Annotated in this window: 22 protein-coding genes; 20 read left to right on the top strand and 2 right to left on the bottom strand. The window is 58.4% G+C overall.

The features are described 5' to 3' along the window. Positions 1-228: 228 nt before the first annotated feature. Positions 229-2,850 (bottom strand): phosphoenolpyruvate carboxylase, encoded by a 2,622-nt coding sequence (ppc, locus tag DA373_RS14630; protein ID WP_107853024.1) that lies wholly within the window; start codon positions 2,848-2,850, stop codon positions 229-231. A 124-nt stretch (positions 2,851-2,974) separates the two neighbouring features. Next, positions 2,975-4,126 carry an acetylornithine deacetylase gene (gene argE / locus DA373_RS14625; RefSeq protein WP_107853023.1) on the bottom strand — a complete coding sequence of 384 codons (1,152 nt, stop codon included), beginning with the start codon at positions 4,124-4,126 and terminating at the stop codon, positions 2,975-2,977. Positions 4,127-4,379: 253 nt separating this feature from the next. On the opposite strand from argE, the gene argC reads away from it, so the two are divergent. The 20 genes from argC (at position 4,380) to rpsN (ending at position 16,982) form a co-directional block, all read left to right on the top strand. Then, on the top strand, positions 4,380-5,393 hold the full coding sequence (gene argC, locus DA373_RS14620; protein ID WP_107853022.1) for an N-acetyl-gamma-glutamyl-phosphate reductase: 1,014 nt from the start codon (positions 4,380-4,382) through the stop codon (positions 5,391-5,393). Between the two features lie 6 nt (positions 5,394-5,399). Then, a complete protein-coding gene (argB, locus tag DA373_RS14615; protein ID WP_107853021.1) occupies positions 5,400-6,185 on the top strand; it encodes an acetylglutamate kinase in 786 nt (261 codons plus the stop codon). A gap of 9 nt (positions 6,186-6,194) precedes the next feature. After that, a complete protein-coding gene (locus DA373_RS14610; protein WP_107853020.1) occupies positions 6,195-7,103 on the top strand; it encodes an ornithine carbamoyltransferase in 909 nt (302 codons plus the stop codon). A gap of 6 nt (positions 7,104-7,109) precedes the next feature. Continuing rightward, the gene (locus tag DA373_RS14605; RefSeq protein WP_107853019.1) at positions 7,110-8,321 is read left to right on the top strand and encodes an argininosuccinate synthase; all 1,212 of its coding nucleotides are present in this window, start codon (positions 7,110-7,112) and stop codon (positions 8,319-8,321) included. 206 nt (positions 8,322-8,527) lie between these two features. Beyond that, complete coding sequence (argH, locus tag DA373_RS14600) at positions 8,528-9,910, top strand: argininosuccinate lyase (RefSeq protein ID WP_107853018.1); 1,383 nt, start codon at positions 8,528-8,530, stop codon at positions 9,908-9,910. 376 nt (positions 9,911-10,286) lie between these two features. Then, positions 10,287-10,598, top strand: a complete 312-nt coding sequence (rpsJ, locus tag DA373_RS14595) for a 30S ribosomal protein S10 (RefSeq protein ID WP_014290685.1) — start codon at positions 10,287-10,289, stop codon at positions 10,596-10,598. Positions 10,599-10,619: 21 nt separating this feature from the next. Continuing rightward, positions 10,620-11,258, top strand: coding sequence for a 50S ribosomal protein L3 (gene rplC / locus DA373_RS14590; protein ID WP_014290684.1), 639 nt, complete (start codon positions 10,620-10,622; stop codon positions 11,256-11,258). Between the two features lie 17 nt (positions 11,259-11,275). Further along, complete coding sequence (gene rplD / locus DA373_RS14585) at positions 11,276-11,881, top strand: 50S ribosomal protein L4 (protein ID WP_094201101.1); 606 nt, start codon at positions 11,276-11,278, stop codon at positions 11,879-11,881. After that, positions 11,878-12,180, top strand: a complete 303-nt coding sequence (gene rplW / locus DA373_RS14580) for a 50S ribosomal protein L23 (RefSeq protein ID WP_014290682.1) — start codon at positions 11,878-11,880, stop codon at positions 12,178-12,180. Before rplD ends, rplW begins: the two co-directional genes overlap by 4 nt. Before the next feature lie 17 nt (positions 12,181-12,197). Further along, complete coding sequence (rplB, locus tag DA373_RS14575; RefSeq protein WP_107853017.1) at positions 12,198-13,022, top strand: 50S ribosomal protein L2; 825 nt, start codon at positions 12,198-12,200, stop codon at positions 13,020-13,022. A gap of 21 nt (positions 13,023-13,043) precedes the next feature. Beyond that, a complete protein-coding gene (rpsS, locus tag DA373_RS14570) occupies positions 13,044-13,322 on the top strand; it encodes a 30S ribosomal protein S19 (RefSeq protein WP_014290680.1) in 279 nt (92 codons plus the stop codon). 10 nt (positions 13,323-13,332) lie between these two features. Beyond that, the gene (gene rplV / locus DA373_RS14565; RefSeq protein WP_014290679.1) at positions 13,333-13,665 is read left to right on the top strand and encodes a 50S ribosomal protein L22; all 333 of its coding nucleotides are present in this window, start codon (positions 13,333-13,335) and stop codon (positions 13,663-13,665) included. Between the two features lie 18 nt (positions 13,666-13,683). Continuing rightward, positions 13,684-14,376 carry a 30S ribosomal protein S3 gene (gene rpsC, locus DA373_RS14560; protein WP_107853016.1) on the top strand — a complete coding sequence of 231 codons (693 nt, stop codon included), beginning with the start codon at positions 13,684-13,686 and terminating at the stop codon, positions 14,374-14,376. A gap of 12 nt (positions 14,377-14,388) precedes the next feature. Continuing rightward, entirely contained in the window at positions 14,389-14,802 is a 414-nt protein-coding gene (gene rplP / locus DA373_RS14555) for a 50S ribosomal protein L16 (RefSeq protein ID WP_014290677.1), read from the top strand. Then, positions 14,802-14,993 (top strand): 50S ribosomal protein L29, encoded by a 192-nt coding sequence (gene rpmC, locus DA373_RS14550; RefSeq protein ID WP_094201099.1) that lies wholly within the window; start codon positions 14,802-14,804, stop codon positions 14,991-14,993. Before rplP ends, rpmC begins: the two co-directional genes overlap by 1 nt. A gap of 1 nt (position 14,994) precedes the next feature. Beyond that, entirely contained in the window at positions 14,995-15,255 is a 261-nt protein-coding gene (gene rpsQ / locus DA373_RS14545; protein WP_107853015.1) for a 30S ribosomal protein S17, read from the top strand. Positions 15,256-15,415: 160 nt separating this feature from the next. Further along, positions 15,416-15,784: a 50S ribosomal protein L14 gene (gene rplN, locus DA373_RS14540; protein WP_107853014.1), complete on the top strand. Its 369-nt coding sequence runs from the start codon at positions 15,416-15,418 to the stop codon at positions 15,782-15,784. A gap of 10 nt (positions 15,785-15,794) precedes the next feature. After that, on the top strand, positions 15,795-16,112 hold the full coding sequence (rplX, locus tag DA373_RS14535; RefSeq protein WP_107853013.1) for a 50S ribosomal protein L24: 318 nt from the start codon (positions 15,795-15,797) through the stop codon (positions 16,110-16,112). Positions 16,113-16,125: 13 nt separating this feature from the next. Further along, complete coding sequence (gene rplE / locus DA373_RS14530) at positions 16,126-16,665, top strand: 50S ribosomal protein L5 (protein ID WP_094201097.1); 540 nt, start codon at positions 16,126-16,128, stop codon at positions 16,663-16,665. A gap of 11 nt (positions 16,666-16,676) precedes the next feature. Next, the gene (gene rpsN, locus DA373_RS14525; protein ID WP_094201096.1) at positions 16,677-16,982 is read left to right on the top strand and encodes a 30S ribosomal protein S14; all 306 of its coding nucleotides are present in this window, start codon (positions 16,677-16,679) and stop codon (positions 16,980-16,982) included. The last annotated feature ends 19 nt before the right edge of the window (positions 16,983-17,001 follow it).

Below are 17,001 nucleotides of genomic sequence, written 5' to 3'. Positions count from 1 at the left end.
TGCCATTAGATCATAGTGATAGGGCATTTGAGAAGAACGTTAGGTGGAAAAGGTTGGCCGTAGCGCACTACGGCCAACCTTTTATTTGCAAGTTATGTCAAGAAAAACTTGTGACCAAGAGACAGGCCGTCAGCTTTAAGCCGCCCTGCGTAAGTTTGCAGGCACCAGATGGTACCTGCAGCTACTACGCATTTCTTACAGCTTAAAGCTTCAAGCTTATGGCTGGGTTTAACCGGTATTACGCATTCCCGCTGCGATGCCGGCGATGGTGACCATCAGCGCCTGATCCAGCACAGGGTGAATATCGTCCTGCTCCCGGGAGCGCTTGAGCAATTCGGCCTGCAGCACGTTGAGCGGATCCGTATAGGGATTGCGCAGTTTGATGGACTCCTGAATCCAGGGCTCGCTCGACAGCAGCTCGGATTTTTCCTTCAGCTTCAGTACCAGTTCGGTGCTGGCGCGCAGCTCGTCCCGCAGTCGCTTGCCCAGGGGTTTAAGCTCCTCGGGCACCAGCACGCTGTCGTAGTAGGCGGCCAGGCCCGAGTCGGCCTTGAGGAACACCATTTCCAGCATGTCGAGGCGGGCACGGAAGAAGGGCCAGCCCTGGTTCATGGCGCGCAGGGTGGTTTCCTGGCCGTCTGCCACCACCTTTTCCAGGCCCTTGTGGGCACCCAGCCAGGCCGGCAGCATCAACCGGTTCTGGGTCCAGGCGAAGATCCAGGGAATGGCGCGCAGGCTTTCCACGCCGCCGTTGGGCTTGCGTTTGGCCGGGCGGGAGCCCAGGGGCAGCTTGCCTAGCTCCAGCTCGGGGGTGGCGGCGCGGAAATAGGGCACAAAGTCGGGCTCACCGCGAATAAGGCTGCGGTAATGGGCGCAGGAGACTTCCGCCATGGCGTTCATCAGCCGGCGCCATTCGGGCTTGGGCTCGGGGGGCGGCAGCAGGTTGGCCTCGAGCACGGCGCTGGCATAGAGCGCCAGGCTGTCGATGGCCACCTGAGGCAGACCGAACTTGAAGCGGATCATCTCGCCCTGCTCGGTGACCCGCAGTCCTCCCAGAGTGGAGCCCGGGGGCTGGGCCAGAATGGCCTGACGGGCGGGACCGCCGCCCCGGCCCAGGCTGCCACCGCGGCCGTGGAACAGGGTGAGTTTGACCTTTTCCCGCTCGCTGATACTGACCAGCTGTTCCATGGCGCTGTACTGGGCCCAGCCGGCGGCCAGCATGCCGGCGTCCTTGGCGGAGTCGGAATAGCCGATCATCACATACTGGCGGCCCTGCATATAACCCCGGTACCAGGGCAGCTGATACAGCCGCTCAATCACGGCGGCGCCATGGTTGAGATCATCCAGGGTTTCAAACAGCGGTGCCACCGGCATGGGGAAGTCGACGCCGCATTCCTTCAGCAGCAGCTGCACTGCCAGTACGTCCGACGGCTCGCCGGCCATGGAGATGATATAGATGCCAAAGGCGTCCCGCGGGTGACGGGCGATCACGGCGCAGGTGTCGAGCACTTCCTGCGTGTCGTGGGAGGGTTGCCACTGGCGCGGCAGCAGCGGACGACGGGAGTTGAGCTCGTTGAGCAAAAACGCCTGCTTGTCGGCCTCGCTCCATTCGCCGTAGTCGCCCAGCCCCAGGTAGCGGGTGATTTCTCCCAGAGCCTGGGTATGGCGCTCGCCGTCCTGACGAATGTCGAGCTTGAGCAGATGAATGCCGAAACAGGACACCTTGCGGATCACGTCCAGCAGCAGGCCGTCGGCAATCTTGCCGAGGCCGCACTCCTGCAGTGAGCGGTAGCAAAGCTCCAGGGGCTGGCGCAACTGCTCGGTTTGAGTGACCAGATCCCGGGCATCGGTCTTCTGACCCTGAACCCGGGCGTTAAGGTGCAGCAGGGTTTCCCGCAGATCTTCCCGCAGCCGGCGCAGCACCGCCCGGTAGGGCTCGTCACTGTCGCCGCTGGCGGCGCGCAGCTCGGTGCTGGCTTCGGACATGGACAGCTCGGACACCAGCTCCTGAATGTCGTTGAGGAACAGCGAGCTGGCCATCCAGCGGCCCAGCAGCAGCACTTCTTCGGTCACTTTTGCGGTCACGAAGGGATTGCCGTCCCGGTCGCCGCCCATCCAGGAGGTAAAGCGCACCGGCGCCGCATCCAGGGGCAGGCGCTCGCCCAGCTCGGTTTGCATGCGCTGGTCGAGCTGGCGCAGAAAGCGGGGCAGGGCGGGCCACAGGCTGTTCTCTATTACCGCAAAGCCCCATTTGGCCTCGTCTACCGGAGTGGGGCGCTGGGCGCGGATTTCGTTGCTGTGCCAGGCCTGAGTGATCAGCTGATCGACCCGGGCCAGCAGATCGGTTTTTTCTGTTTCAGGCAGTTCCAGCTCCAGCGCCGCCAGGCAGTCGTTGAGCTGCACATGCTTGTGAATAAAGGTGCGACGGGTCACTTCCGTGGGGTGGGCGGTGAGCACCAGATCGATGTCGAGGGACGCCACCGCCTCGCGAATGGCGTCTTCACCCACGTTGGCCCCTTTCAGGCGCTCAAATACTTCGTCCAGTGGGTTGGGGCCGGCGTCCTGGCGATAGCCCCGGGAAATGGTGTGAAACTGCTCGGCCACGTTGGCCAGGTTAAGAAACTGACTGAAGGCCCGGGCCACGGGCAGCAGCTCGTCGTCACTCAGCTGTTTGAGGGTGGTGAGCAGTTGCTGCTGATCTGCGTCATTGCCCTGGCGGGCCGATTTGGCCAGCTGGCGAATGGTTTCGATCTTGTCGAGAAAGGCCTGCCCGTGATGCTCGCGAATGGCATCGCCCAGCAACTGCCCCAGCAGGCCCACATTGGCCCTGAGTGCCGCATGATTATCCATATCTGCCTCTTTTGTCAGTTTATTACAAAATAGCCACGTTTCCGCGTTCCATTCAGCCAGTTTTCCCCCAGGTGGTCAATCCTTCCGCCGCCCTGACCACCTGTCTGACTTCACATTTTGTAATTTAGTTACTTAAACAGAAGCGGCTCACCAGGCGCTGCAATACCTCCACCGTGGGTCTGACAAAGGACAGATCCAGATATTCATCGGGCTGGTGCGCCTGGGCGATATGACCGGGGCCGAGCACTATGGTCTGGCAGCCCAGCTGGTTGATAAAGGGCGCCTCGGTGCAGTAGTTCACTGCCTCGGCCGGGTGGCCGGTCAGCTCGGCGGCGGCACGCACCAGCTCGGCATCCGGATCGGTGCCATAGGGCGGAATGGGCTCGTGCAGGTGGGTCAGCTCCAGGGCGTCCGGGTACTGCTCCTTGATGGGAGCCAGGGCATGGTGCAGCAGGCCCAGCAGCTCGTCGGGGCCCACGCCGGGAATGGGGCGCATGTCGAAGTGCAGCTCGCAGCAGGCGCAGATGCGATTGGGGCTGTCGCCGCCGTGAATATGGCCCAGGTTCAGGGTGGGCTGGGGCACCTTGAAGTGAGGGTTGGCGTATTTCTCTTTCAGCTGGCGCTGCAGATCCAGCAGCCGGCCCATCACCTGATTCATGATCTCCAGGGCGTTGACGCCGTTGGCGGGATCCGAGCTGTGGCCGCTTTTGCCGGTGACGCGAATGGCTTCCGACATATGACCCTTGTGCATCATCACCGGCACCAGCCCGGTGGGCTCGCCAATCACCGCATAGTCGGGCTTGATCGCCATGGCGCTGGCAATGGCGCGGGCGCCGGCCATGGTGGTTTCCTCGTCGGCGGTGGCGAGAATGCGAATGGGCTTGTCGAGCTTGCTCAGATCCAGATCTTTCAGCGCCTCCACAATAAAGGCAAAGAAGCCCTTCATGTCGATGGTGCCCAGACCATAGATGCGGTCGCCTTCTTCGGTGAGCTTGAACGGGTCCTTGTTCCAGCGGCCCGGATCAAAGGGCACGGTGTCGGTGTGGCCCGCCAGCAGCAGGCCGCCGTCGCCCTGGCCTTTGGTGGCCAGCAGGTTGAACTTGCCCGGCAGATCGGGCAGCTCGGTCACTTCCACCTCAAAACCAAGCTGACTGAACCAGTCGGCCAGCAGACGAATGACCTGTTCGTTGCTCTGATCCCAGCTGCTTTCGGTGCTGCTGATGGAAGGCAGCGCGATGATGTTGCGGTACATGTCCATAAAATTGAGAGATGACATGGATCCTCCGTTGAAAGTGGTCAAATTTAAATTCAGTACAATTGCATAAATATTTTTTTGTTGCTAGTCTGCCACTCTGTCATTCTGGTTAGCCAGCGGTACCTGTTGACCGGGTTTTCCCACCAGAGTGTATGGCCTGGCCCAGCACGTTTTCCTCAGGGTGACACAGGCCCTGTAAACACGCTAGGCTGATGCCTGCTTATTTATAACAAGCTGATTTATAACAAGCTGAATCGAGACTACGGACACGACCATGTTGAAAGCTGCAATCATAGGTGCCAGTGGTTATACCGGCGCCGAGCTGGCCGGACTGATACACGGCCATCCCCATCTGGAACTGGCCGGACTCTATGTGTCCGAGGGCAGCCAGGATGCCCACAAGCCGTTTGCCAGCCTGCATCCGCGCTGGCGTGGCGTGATCGATCAGCCGCTGCTGCCGCTGGATGACGAGGCCCTGAGCCGCATTCATACCGAGGCAGATCTGGTGCTGCTGGCCACCGCCCATGAAGTGAGCCACGATCTGGCGCCGGGCTTTCTGGCCAAGGGGCTGCCGGTGTTTGACCTGTCCGGCGCCTTTCGCGTGCCCGGCGAGGGCTTTTACGACAAGTTCTACGGTTTTGCCCACCAGCATGCCGACTGGCTGGCCAATGCCGCCTACGGTCTGGCGGAGTGGAATCAGGAGGCCATCAAGGCCGCTCAATTGATTGCCGTGCCCGGTTGTTACCCCACCGCGTCGCTGAGTGCGCTCAAGCCGCTGGAGCAGGCCGGGCTGATTGCCGACGGCAACCGCCCCATTATCAGTGCCGTGTCCGGTGTCAGTGGCGCCGGCCGCAAAGCCAGCATGGCCAACAGTTTCTGTGAAGTCAGCCTCAAGCCCTATGGCGTGTTCAACCACCGCCATCAGCCCGAGATCAGCCATCATCTGGGCACCCAGGTGGTGTTCCAGCCGCACCTGGGCAACTTTATTCGCGGCATTCTGGCTACCATTTATGTGCAGCTGAAGGACGGCGTGACCGACGAGCAGATCGCCGCCGCCTACCATCAGGCCTATGACGGTCAGCGCATCGTACGGCTGGCAGGCCAGTGGCCCCAGATCAACGACGTGGCCGGCACCCCCTTCTGTGATCTGCACTGGAGCCGGGATGACGACCAGCTGATCGTGGTGTCGGCCATCGACAACCTGCTGAAGGGCGCCGCCAGTCAGGCCATTCAGTGCATCAACATTCATCAGGGATTCTCGCCGCTGGCGGGTCTGGTCAAGGAGTAACAACGCATGTCTGAGCAACAACCGCTGGTGGTCAAGCTGGGTGGCACCCTGCTGGAAAGCGACAAGGCGCTGGAAGCGCTGTTTGCCACCCTCAAGGCCTTTGTCAATGAATCGAACCGCCAGCTGGTGCTGGTGCATGGTGGCGGCGTGCTGGTGGACAACCAGCTCAAGGCCATGGGCCTGACTTCCACCAAGAAAAACGGCCTGCGGGTGACCCCCTTTGAACAGATCCCGGTGATTGCCGGTGCCCTGGCCGGCACCGCCAACAAGCTGCTGCTGGCCCAGGCCATCGCTCATGGAATCCCCTCCGTGGGGCTGTGCCTGGCGGACGGCGGCCTGTGCCGGGTCAGCCAGCTGGATCCCGAGCTGGGTGCGGTAGGCCAGATTGAAGGCGGCGACGCCACTCTGGTGACCAGCCTGCTGAACGGTGGCTTTCTGCCCATCGTCAGCTCCATCGGCATTACCTTTGATGGCAAGCTGATGAACGTGAACGCCGATCAGGCCGCCACCGCCATTGCCGAAATTCTCGATGCCGAGCTGGTAATGCTGTCCGACGTGAGCGGCATTCTCGACGGCAAGGGCCAGCGCATTGCCCATCTGACCGAAACCGAGGCCTTTGAGCTGATGGAAAAGAACATCATCAAGGACGGCATGGCGGTCAAGGTCAAGGCGGCGCTCAAGGCCACCAAGACCCTGGGCCGGCCGGTGGCCGTGGGCAGCTGGCGTTACCCGGAGCAGCTGCTGTCGCTGCTGGCCGGTGAGTCCGAGCACGGCACCCGTATTTCTCATTAAGGAAGCCCCATGCAGCATTTACTGAGCCTGAAGGACTACAGCAAGGAGCAGATCGAGCAGATCCTCGAGCTGGCCAAAGACGTCAAGGCCAATCCGGCCAAGTACGCCGAGGCCCTCAAGGGCAAGAGCGTGGTGACCCTGTTTGAGAAGCCGTCGTTGCGTACTCGGGTGACCTTTGACATCGGCGTGAACAAGCTGGGCGGCCATGCCGTGTACCTGGACAGCCAGAACGGCGCCATGGGCAAGCGGGAAACCGTGCAGGACTTCGCCGCCAACCTGTCGCGCTGGTGCGATGCCATCGTGGCCCGGGTCTACGACCACCAGACCCTGGTGGAGATGACCGAGCACGCCACCGTGCCGGTGATCAACTCCCTGTGCAACCTCTATCACCCGTGCCAGGCACTGGCGGATTTTCTGACCATCTCCGAGCACTTCGATGATCTGAGCAAGGTGCATCTGGCCTATGTGGGTGACGGCAACAATGTGACCAACTCACTGCTGCTGTGTGGCGCCATTCTGGGCACCACCGTCACCGCGGTGAGCCCCCGTGGCCACAACGTGGACGCGCAGATCCTGAAGGAAGCCGAGGCCCTGGCCGCCGTCAGCGGCGCCAACATTCGAGTGACCGACAGCCTGGACGATATTGAGGGCGTGGATGTGATCTATACAGACACCTGGGTCTCCATGGGTGATAATACGCCGCTGGAGCAGGTCAAGGAGATCTACATGCCGTATCAGATCAACCAGGCCCTGCTCGACAAAACCGGAGCAAAGAAGGTGCTGCACTGCCAGCCCGCCCACAGGGAGTGGGAAATCACTTCCGAGGTCATGGATGGCCCTGCCTCCCTGATCCTCGACCAAGCCGAAAACCGCATGCACGCCCAGAACGCCGTGCTGCTGACATTGATGAAGGGATAATTGTTAATGAGCCAATTCAAAAAGATCGTGCTGGCCTATTCCGGCGGCCTGGATACCTCCGCCATCATTCCGTGGCTGAAGGAAAACTACGAGGGCTGTGAAGTGGTGGCGTTCGTGGCCGATGTGGGTCAGGGCGCGGAAGATCTGGAAGGCGTGGAAGAAAAGGCCATCGCCTCCGGTGCATCCAAGTGCATCGTGGCCGATCTGAAGGACGAGTTTGTCAGCGACTACGTTTACCCGACCCTGACCACCGGCGCCATCTACGAAGGCACTTACCTGCTGGGTACCTCCATGGCCCGTCCGGTGATCGCCAAGGCCATGGTGGAAGTGGCCCTGGCCGAAGGCGCCGACGCCATCTCCCACGGCTGTACCGGCAAGGGCAACGACCAGGTGCGCTTTGAAGGCGCCGTAGCCGCCCTGGCTCCGCAGCTGGCCGTGATCGCCCCGTGGCGGATCTGGGACATGCGCAGCCGTGAAGATCTGCTCGACTACCTGGCCGAGCGCAACATCAAGACCACCGCCAGCGCCACCAAGATCTATTCCCGTGACGCCAACGCCTGGCATATCTCCACCGAAGGTGGCGAGCTGGAAAGCACCTGGAACGAGCCGTCCGAACAGGCCTGGACCTGGACCGTGTCGCCCGAGCAGGCCCCCGACAAGGCCGAGACCGTGTCGCTGACCGTTGAAAAGGGCCGCATCGTGGCCGTGGACGGCAAGACCATGTCTCCCTACGAGGTGCTGACTCACCTGAACGAGCGTGCCGCCAAGCACGGCGTGGGCCGGGTGGATATCGTGGAAAACCGCCTGGTGGGCATGAAGTCCCGCGGTTGCTATGAAACTCCCGGTGGCACCGTGATGATGGCCGCCCTGCGCGCCATTGAAGAGCTGGTGCTGGACAAGCCGACCCGCGCCTGGCGCGAAAAGGTGGGTGCCGAGTTCTCTCACCTGGTGTACGACGGCCGCTGGTTCACCCAGCTGTGCAAGGGCCTGCTGGCCTCTGCCGAAGCCATTGCCGAAGACGTGTCCGGTGAAGTGGTACTGAAGATGTACAAGGGCCAGGTGACCGCCATCAAAAAGCAGTCGCCCAACAGCCTGTACTCCGAAGAGTTCGCCACCTTTGGCGAAGACGAGGTGTACGATCAGAGCCACGCCGAAGGCTTTATCCGTCTTTACTCTCTGGCCAGCCGCATCAAGGCGCTGAAAGACCAGCAGAAGTGATGGAATAAAAAAGGGGGCCCTTTGGCCCCTTTTTTATCCAGCTTTAAGCTATAAGCTGTCAGCTGTAAGAAAAAACACGTTATATTCACCATTTTTACAGCCATGCCGGACCGGCGGGCGGAAGACATTTTCTTCCAGCCACTCGGGCTGCTGATAGCTTACAGCTTAAGGCTGATAGCTATGTTTTAGATAGGAGTAACAGAATTATGGCACTTTGGGGTGGACGTTTTACTCAGGCTGCAGATACCCGGTTTCAGCAGTTCAACGACTCGCTGCGGTTCGACTACCGGCTGGCGGAGCAGGACATTGTGGGCTCGGTGGCCTGGTCCCGTGCCTTGGCCAAGGTGGGCGTGCTCACTGCCGAGGAGCAGCAGCAGCTGGAGCAGGCGCTGAATGACCTGAAAGCGCGGGTGATTGCCGATCCGGAGCAGATCCTGCAATCCGACGCCGAAGACATTCACTCCTGGGTGGAAGGGGAGCTGATTGCCGCCGTGGGTGATCTGGGCAAGAAACTGCACACCGGCCGCAGCCGTAACGATCAGGTCGCCACCGATCTCAAGCTGTGGTGCAAGGCCCAGGTGCCGCTGCTGCTGGAAAAAATCGACGCCCTGCAAAACCAGCTGGTGACCGTGGCCCGGGAGCAGCAGGGTACCGTGCTGCCCGGTTACACCCACCTGCAGCGCGCCCAGCCGGTGACTTTCTCCCACTGGTGCCTGGCCTATGTGGAAATGCTGGAGCGGGACTACAGCCGTCTGCAGGATGCCGCTGCCCGCCTGAACACCTGCCCGCTGGGCTCCGGCGCCCTGGCCGGCACCGGTTTTCCGGTAGACCGCCATGAGCTGGCCAAATCCCTCGGCTTTGATGGCCCCACCCGCAACAGCCTGGACTCGGTCTCCGACCGGGATCACGTGCTGGAGCTGATCAACTGTGCCGTCAATTCCATGATGCACCTGTCCCGCTTTGCCGAAGACCTGATCTTCTACAACTCCGGTGAAGCCGGCTTCCTGGAGCTGTCCGACGCCGTGACCTCCGGCTCCTCGCTGATGCCCCAGAAGAAAAACCCGGATGCGCTGGAGCTGATCCGCGGCAAGACCGGCCGGGTGTTCGGCGCCTACGCCGGCATGATGATGACCCTGAAGGCGCTACCGCTGGCCTACAACAAGGACATGCAGGAAGACAAGGAAGGCCTGTTCGACGCCCTCGACACCTGGTACGACTGCCTGGAAATGTCCGAGATGGTGCTGCACGACCTCAAGGTCAACGAAGACAAGACCCGGGAAGCGGCCCAGGGCGGCTACTCCAACGCCACCGAAATGGCCGACTACCTGGTATCCAAGGGCATTCCGTTCCGCGAAGCCCACCATATTGTGGGCGCCATCGTCGTGCATGCCATTGGCAAGAAGCTGCCGATGGAAGAGCTGCCCCTGGAAGACTTCAAACAGTTCAGCGACGTGATTGAAGACGACGTCTATCCGCGCCTGACTCTGGAGTCCAGCCTGGCCAGCCGCTGTGCCCTAGGCGGCGTGGCCCCGGAGCAGGTGGAAGTGGCCCTGACCAACGCCGAACAGCACCTGAAGGCGCGCAAGTAAGCCGGTAACTGACTTCCTCTCTTGGATCTCGTTCCCACGCTCCTGCGTGGGAACGCATACGGGCTTTGAAGCCGGATATACACTCCCACGTAGAGCGTAGGAGCGAGAACTTGCCTCCTCACTCCAGACACCTCACCCCCCACTCTATCGCTGGTTAAAAAATAACAAAGCAGACTTGCAACACAGCGCCATTACCGTATAATGCCGCTCGCTTGGTTAACTTTACCAAGCGAACCGAAAGGTTCATGCCAGGTAGCTCCTGGCTCTTTACAGGCCCCCGATATGGTGGGCACCGTTGTTAAATCACACCCCCTCTTTCATATGAAGGAGCAGGCGGTGCTGATTTTATGTTCTTTATCCAATTGGAGCTCTGGTAATGCAGAACCAAAGAATTCGTATCCGCCTGAAGGCGTTCGATCATCGTCTGATCGACCAGTCTACTGCGGAGATCGTAGAAACTGCCAAGCGCACCGGCGCCCAGGTTCGCGGTCCCATCCCGCTGCCGACTCGCAAAGAGCGCTACACCGTACTGGTATCTCCACACGTGAACAAAGATGCACGTGATCAGTACGAAATTCGTACTCACAAGCGTCTGGTCGACATCGTTGAGCCCACCGACAAAACTGTCGATGCGCTGATGCGTCTGGATCTGGCTGCTGGCGTCGACGTCCAGATCAGCCTGGGCTAATAACGGAAAGAGGTTTTATCAATGGCAATCGGTCTAGTAGGTCGTAAGCTGGGTATGACCCGTGTCTTCACCGAAGACGGCGTGTCCATCCCGGTCACCGTTATCGAAGTAGATGCCAACCGTGTTACCCAGGTGAAAACACTGGAACAGGATGGCTATGCTGCCATCCAGGTGACCGCTGGCACCAAGAAAGCGAACCGCATCACCAAGCCGGAAGCTGGCCACTTTGCCAAAGCCGGTGTTGAAGCGGGCCGCGGTCTGTGGGAATTCCGCCTGGGTGAAGGCGAAGGCGACAGCATCGAAGTGGGTGCCGAGCTGAAAGTCGACATCTTTGCTGATGTCAAGAAAGTAGACGTTACCGGTACTTCCAAGGGTAAGGGTTTCGCTGGCGCCGTTAAGCGCTGGAACTTCCGCACTCAGGACATGACTCACGGCAACTCTCTGTCTCACCGTGCTCCGGGTTCTATTGGTCAGAACCAGACTCCGGGTCGCGTGTTCAAGGGCAAGAAAATGGCCGGTCACATGGGTGCTGAGCGGGTAACCACTCAGAACCTGGAAGTGGTTCGCGTTGATGTTGATCGTAACCTGCTGCTCATCAAAGGTGCAGTCCCGGGTGCGACTAACGGCAACGTCATCGTTAAACCTGCCGTTAAAGCGTAACGTCTGAGGAGATAGTAATGGAATTGGTAATGAAAGACGCGCAAGGCGCTCTTGAAGTTTCCGAAACTACCTTCGGGCGTGAGTTCAACGAAGCTCTGGTGCATCAGGTTGTTGTGGCCTATGCCGCTGGTGCTCGTCAAGGTACTCGTGCTCAGAAGACCCGTTCCGAAGTGTCCGGCGGCGGCAAGAAGCCGTGGCGCCAGAAGGGCACCGGCCGGGCCCGTGCCGGTACCATCCGCTCTCCGATTTGGCGTTCCGGTGGTGTGACCTTTGCGGCCAAGCCGCAGGATCACAGCCAGAAGGTCAACAAGAAGATGTACCGTGGTGCCATCAAGAGCATCCTGTCTGAGCTGGTACGTCAAGAGCGTCTGATCGTGGTAGAGAAGTTCGGTGTTGAAGCGCCGAAGACCAAAGAACTGGTTGCCAAGCTGAAGCAGTGGGATCTGAACGACGTTCTGATCATCACCGGCGAAGTGGACGAGAACCTGTTCCTGGCCGCCCGCAACCTGTACAAGGTTGACGTGCGTGACGTGGCCGGTATCGACCCGGTTTCTCTGATCGCGTTCGACAAGGTACTGGTAACTGCCGACGCAGTTAAGCAAATCGAGGAGATGCTGGCATGATCCGTGAAGAGCGTATTCTGAAAGTTCTGAAGGCGCCGCATATCTCTGAAAAAAGCACCATGGTTGCCGAAAAGACCAACACCATCGTGTTCAAGGTTGCCAAGGATGCTACCAAAGCCGAAGTAAAGGCTGCGGTCGAGAAGCTGTTCGAAGTTGAAGTAAAAGATGTTCGCACTCTGCTGGTAAAGGGTAAAACCAAGCGTACCGGCATGCGTGTTGGCCAGCGTTCCGACTGGAAAAAGGCCTACGTGACCCTGAAAGAAGGTCAGGACATCGACTTCATCGGCGGTGCCGAGTAAGAGAGGAGTAATTCAAAATGGCAATCGTAAAATGTAAGCCTACTTCTCCGGGTCGCCGTCATGTAGTCAAGATCAGCAACCCGGAACTGTACAAAGGCAAGCCGTTCGCCGCCCTGCTGGACAAAAAGTCCAAGTCTGGTGGTCGTAACAACGCTGGCCGCATCACCACCCGTCACATCGGTGGTGGTCACAAGCAGCACTACCGTATCATCGACTTCAAGCGCAACAAGGACGGTATTCCGGCCAAGGTTGAGCGTCTTGAGTATGATCCGAACCGTTCTGCCAACATCGCTCTGGTGCTGTACGCAGACGGCGAGCGTCGCTACATCCTGGCCCCGAAAGGCGTTCAGGCCGGCGACCAGCTGCTGTCCGGTGACGCTGCTCCGATCAAGGCCGGCAACTGCCTGCCGATGCGCAACATTCCCGTGGGCTCCACCGTTCACGCGATTGAAATGAAGCCTGGCAAAGGCGCGCAGATCGCCCGTTCCGCCGGTACTTACGCCCAGATCCTGGCTCGCGAAGGCAACTACGTGACCCTGCGTCTGCGCTCCGGTGAAGTGCGCAAGGTGCTGGCCGAGTGCCGCGCCACCCTGGGTGAAGTGGGCAACGCTGAGCACATGCTGCGTCAGCTGGGTAAAGCCGGTGCACAGCGCTGGCGTGGTGTTCGTCCTACCGTACGTGGTGTGGCGATGAACCCGGTAGACCACCCGCACGGTGGTGGTGAAGGTCGTACCTCTGGTGGCCGTCACCCGGTTACTCCTTGGGGTAAACCGACCAAGGGCGCCAAGACCCGTAAAAACAAGCGTACCGACAAGTTCGTGGTACGTCACCGTAACAAGTAATAGTTTTTTAGAGGTATCACCATGCCACGTTCTCTCAAGAAAGGTCCGTTTATCGACCTGCACTTGCTGAAGAAGGTAGAGAAAGCGGTGGAAAGCGGGGATAAAAAGCCAATTAAAACCTGGTCCCGTCGTTCAATGATCATTCCGAACATGATCGGTTTGACCATCGCTGTCCATAATGGTCGTCAGCACGTACCTGTCTACGTTTCCGATGAAATGATCGGTCACAAGCTGGGTGAATTTGCACCGACTCGTACTTATCGCGGCCATGTCGCTGATAAGAAGGCCAAGAAGCGTTAAGGGGTAAAAGATGGAAGCTATAGCTAAACACCGCTTTGCTCGTACTTCTGCCCAGAAGGCGCGCCTGGTAGCCGATCAAGTTCGCGGCTTGTCCGTAGACAAGGCACTGAATGTCCTGGCGTTCAGCCCCAAGAAGGCTGCCGTTCTGGTCAAGAAGGTACTGGAATCTGCCATTGCTAATGCCGAGCACAACGAAGGTGCGGATATCGATGAGCTGAAGGTGACCAAGATCTTCGTTGACGAAGGTCCCACCATGAAGCGTATTCGTCCTCGTGCCAAGGGCCGCGCGGACCGTATCATGAAGCGTACCAGCCACATCACTGTGGTTGTGTCCGACCGCTAAGAGGCTAGGAGACAAGCAATGGGCCAGAAAGTACACCCGAATGGTATTCGCTTAGGTATCACCAAGCCTTTTAATTCGACCTGGTTTGCGAATACCAAGGACTTCGCTGACAACCTGCACAGCGATTTTCAGGTACGTCAGTTCCTGAACAAGGAACTGAAGAACGCCTCCGTTTCTCGCGTCGTTATCGAGCGTCCGGCCAAGAGCATCCGTGTGACCATTCACACCGCTCGTCCCGGCGTGGTGATCGGCAAGAAAGGCGAAGACGTTGAAAAACTGCGCAAGCACGTCGCCAAACTGGCTGGCGTACCTGCTCAGATCAACATTTCCGAAGTGCGCAAGCCCGAGCTTGACGGTCAGCTGGTTGCCGATTCCATCGCATCCCAGCTGGAGCGCCGCGTAATGTTCCGTCGTGCCATGAAGCGCGCGGTTCAGAACGCCATGCGCATCGGCGCCAAGGGCATCAAGGTAGAAGTGAGCGGTCGTCTGGGCGGCGCTGAAATCGCGCGTACCGAATGGTACCGTGAAGGTCGTGTGCCCCTGCACACCCTGCGTGCCGACATCGACTACGCAACTTCTGAAGCATCTACCACTTACGGCATCATCGGCGTGAAGGTCTGGATCTTCAAGGGTGAGGTACTGGGCGGCCTGCAGGCCGTGGCTCAGGAACCCGCTCCGTCCAAGCCCAAGCGCAAAGGCCGCGGTAAGTAAGGAGACTCGGACATGTTGCAACCAAAACGTACGAAATTCCGTAAAGTCCACAAAGGCCGTAACCGCGGTGTGGCGACCTCAGGCAACCAGGTATCCTTTGGTTCCTTTGGTCTGAAAGCGACCACTCGTGGACGTATCACTGCTCGCCAGATCGAAGCAGCCCGTCGTGCCATGACTCGTCACGTTAAGCGTCAGGGCAAGATCTGGATTCGTATCTTCCCGGACAAGCCGATTACCGAAAAGCCCCTGGAAGTACGTATGGGTAAAGGTAAGGGTAACGTGGAGTACTGGGTAGCACAGATCCAGCCGGGTCGTGTTCTGTACGAAATGGATGGCGTACCGGAAGCGCTGGCTCGTGAAGCCTTCGCCCTGGCTGCTGCCAAACTGCCCGTAAGAACCACTTTTGTAACTCGGACGGTGATGTGATGAAAGCACAAGATCTGCGTGAGAAGAGTGTTGAAGAGCTGAACCAGGAACTGCTGAACCTGCTGCGTGAGCAGTTCAACCTGCGCATGCAAGCGAGCACTGGCCAGCTGGCTCAGACTCACAACCTCAAAACGGTACGTCGCGACATCGCGCGTGTTAAGACTGTTCTGAATGAAAAGGCAGGTGCCTAAGATGAGCGAACAAAACATTCGTACTCTGCAGGGCCGTGTAGTCAGCGACAAGATGGACAAGTCCATCACTGTGGCTATCAACCGCTTCGTGAAGCACCCGATCTACGGGAAGTACATCAAGCGTACTACCAAACTGCACGTTCATGACGAGAACAACGAGTGCAAGGCCGGCGATATCGTGACCATTCGCGAATGCCGTCCTCTGTCCAAGACCAAGTCCTGGACCCTGGTAAAAATCATTGAGCGTCCGGTCAAGGCCTAACGTTCTCTGATATACTAACCCGGTCAAACGGCCCAGCGATGGGCCGTTTGTTTTTTACGCTACCCTTTCACATTTGGCAGTGCTATAATGCCGCGCCTTCTTTGGCAGCCAACATGCCCTGAAAGGGGTTTTAACGTAGTAATTTTAGCGGAGCACTAACATGATCCAAATGCAAAGTATGCTGGACGTGGCCGACAACTCCGGCGCGCGCAGCGTAATGTGTATTAAGGTCCTGGGTGGCTCGCACCGTCGCTATGCCGGCATCGGCGACATCATCAAAGTTACCGTTAAGGAAGCAATTCCGCGCGGTAAGGTTAAAAAAGGTGATGTAATGAACGCGGTGGTCGTACGCACCCGTAAAGGCGTTCGTCGTCCGGACGGCTCTGTCATCCGTTTCGACCGTAATGCGGCCGTGATTCTTAACAACAATCACCAGCCGATCGGTACTCGTATTTTTGGCCCGGTGACTCGTGAGCTTCGTACTGAGAAGTTCATGAAGATTGTTTCACTGGCACCGGAAGTACTGTAAGGAGTCTTTGATGGCAGCTAAAATCCGTCGCGATGACGAAGTCATCATTCTTACCGGCAAGGACAAGGGCAAGCGTGGCACTGTCACCCAGGTCCTGACCGAGGAAGGTAAGGTAATCGTCTCTGGTATCAACATGGTCAAGAAGCACCAGAAGCCCGTACCCCAACTGGGTCAGGCTGGTGGCATCATCGACCAGGAAGCACCGATTGACGTTTCTAACGTAGCGCTGTTCAACTCTGCCTCTGGCAAGGCTGATCGCGTAGGTTTCCGGATTGAAGACGGCAAGAAAGTCCGCTTCTTCAAATCCACCGGCGAACTTGTGAAGTAATTGGAGTAATACGATGGCGAAACTGCATGATTACTACAACGAAACTGTAGTAAATGAACTGAAGAGCCAGTTCGGGTACAAGTCTATCATGCAAGTCCCTCGGATTGAGAAAATCACCCTGAACATGGGTGTGGGTGAAGCACTGGCTGATAAAAAGATCCTGGACAATGCTGCTGCCGATCTGGCTGCCATTTCCGGTCAAAAGCCGCTGGTCACCAAAGCTCGTAAATCCGTTGCTGGCTTCAAAATCCGTGAAGGCTACCCCATTGGTTGTAAAGTAACTCTGCGCGGCGAGCGTATGTGGGAGTTCCTGGAGCGTCTGATTTGCATCTCTATCCCCCGGATCCGTGACTTCCGTGGCCTGAACCCTAAGTCGTTCGATGGTCGTGGTAACTACTCCATGGGCGTGCGTGAGCAAATCATTTTCCCTGAAATCGATTATGACAAGGTAGATCGTGTACGTGGTCTGGATATCACCATCACTACCACTGCCCAGTCAGACGAAGAAGGTCGTGCTCTGCTGGCTGCCTTTGACTTCCCATTCCGTAAGTAAGGTGTAGGGTTATGGCAAAACAATCAATGAAAGCTCGCGAAGTCAAGCGCGCAAAGCTGGTTGCCAAATATGCAACCAAGCGTCAGGCACTGAAAGACATCATTTCCGACGTCAAGACTTCTGATGAAGACCGTTGGGATGCAGTGCTCAAGCTGCAGCAACTGCCCCGTGACGCAAGCCCCTCTCGTCAGCGTAACCGCTGCAACATCACTGGCCGTCCGCATGGTTTCCTGCGGAAGTTCGGTCTGAGCCGCATCAAGGTGCGCGAACTGATGATGAAGGGTGAAATTCCGGGCCTGAAGAAGGCTTCTTGGTAAGCGAACACGGGAGTAATAC

The organism is Oceanimonas marisflavi (genome assembly GCF_003049725.1).
GTDB lineage: Bacteria > Pseudomonadota > Gammaproteobacteria > Enterobacterales > Aeromonadaceae > Oceanimonas > Oceanimonas marisflavi.
Note: the sequence above shows the minus strand (reverse complement) of the source record. Positions and strands in the feature narration are given on the sequence as shown.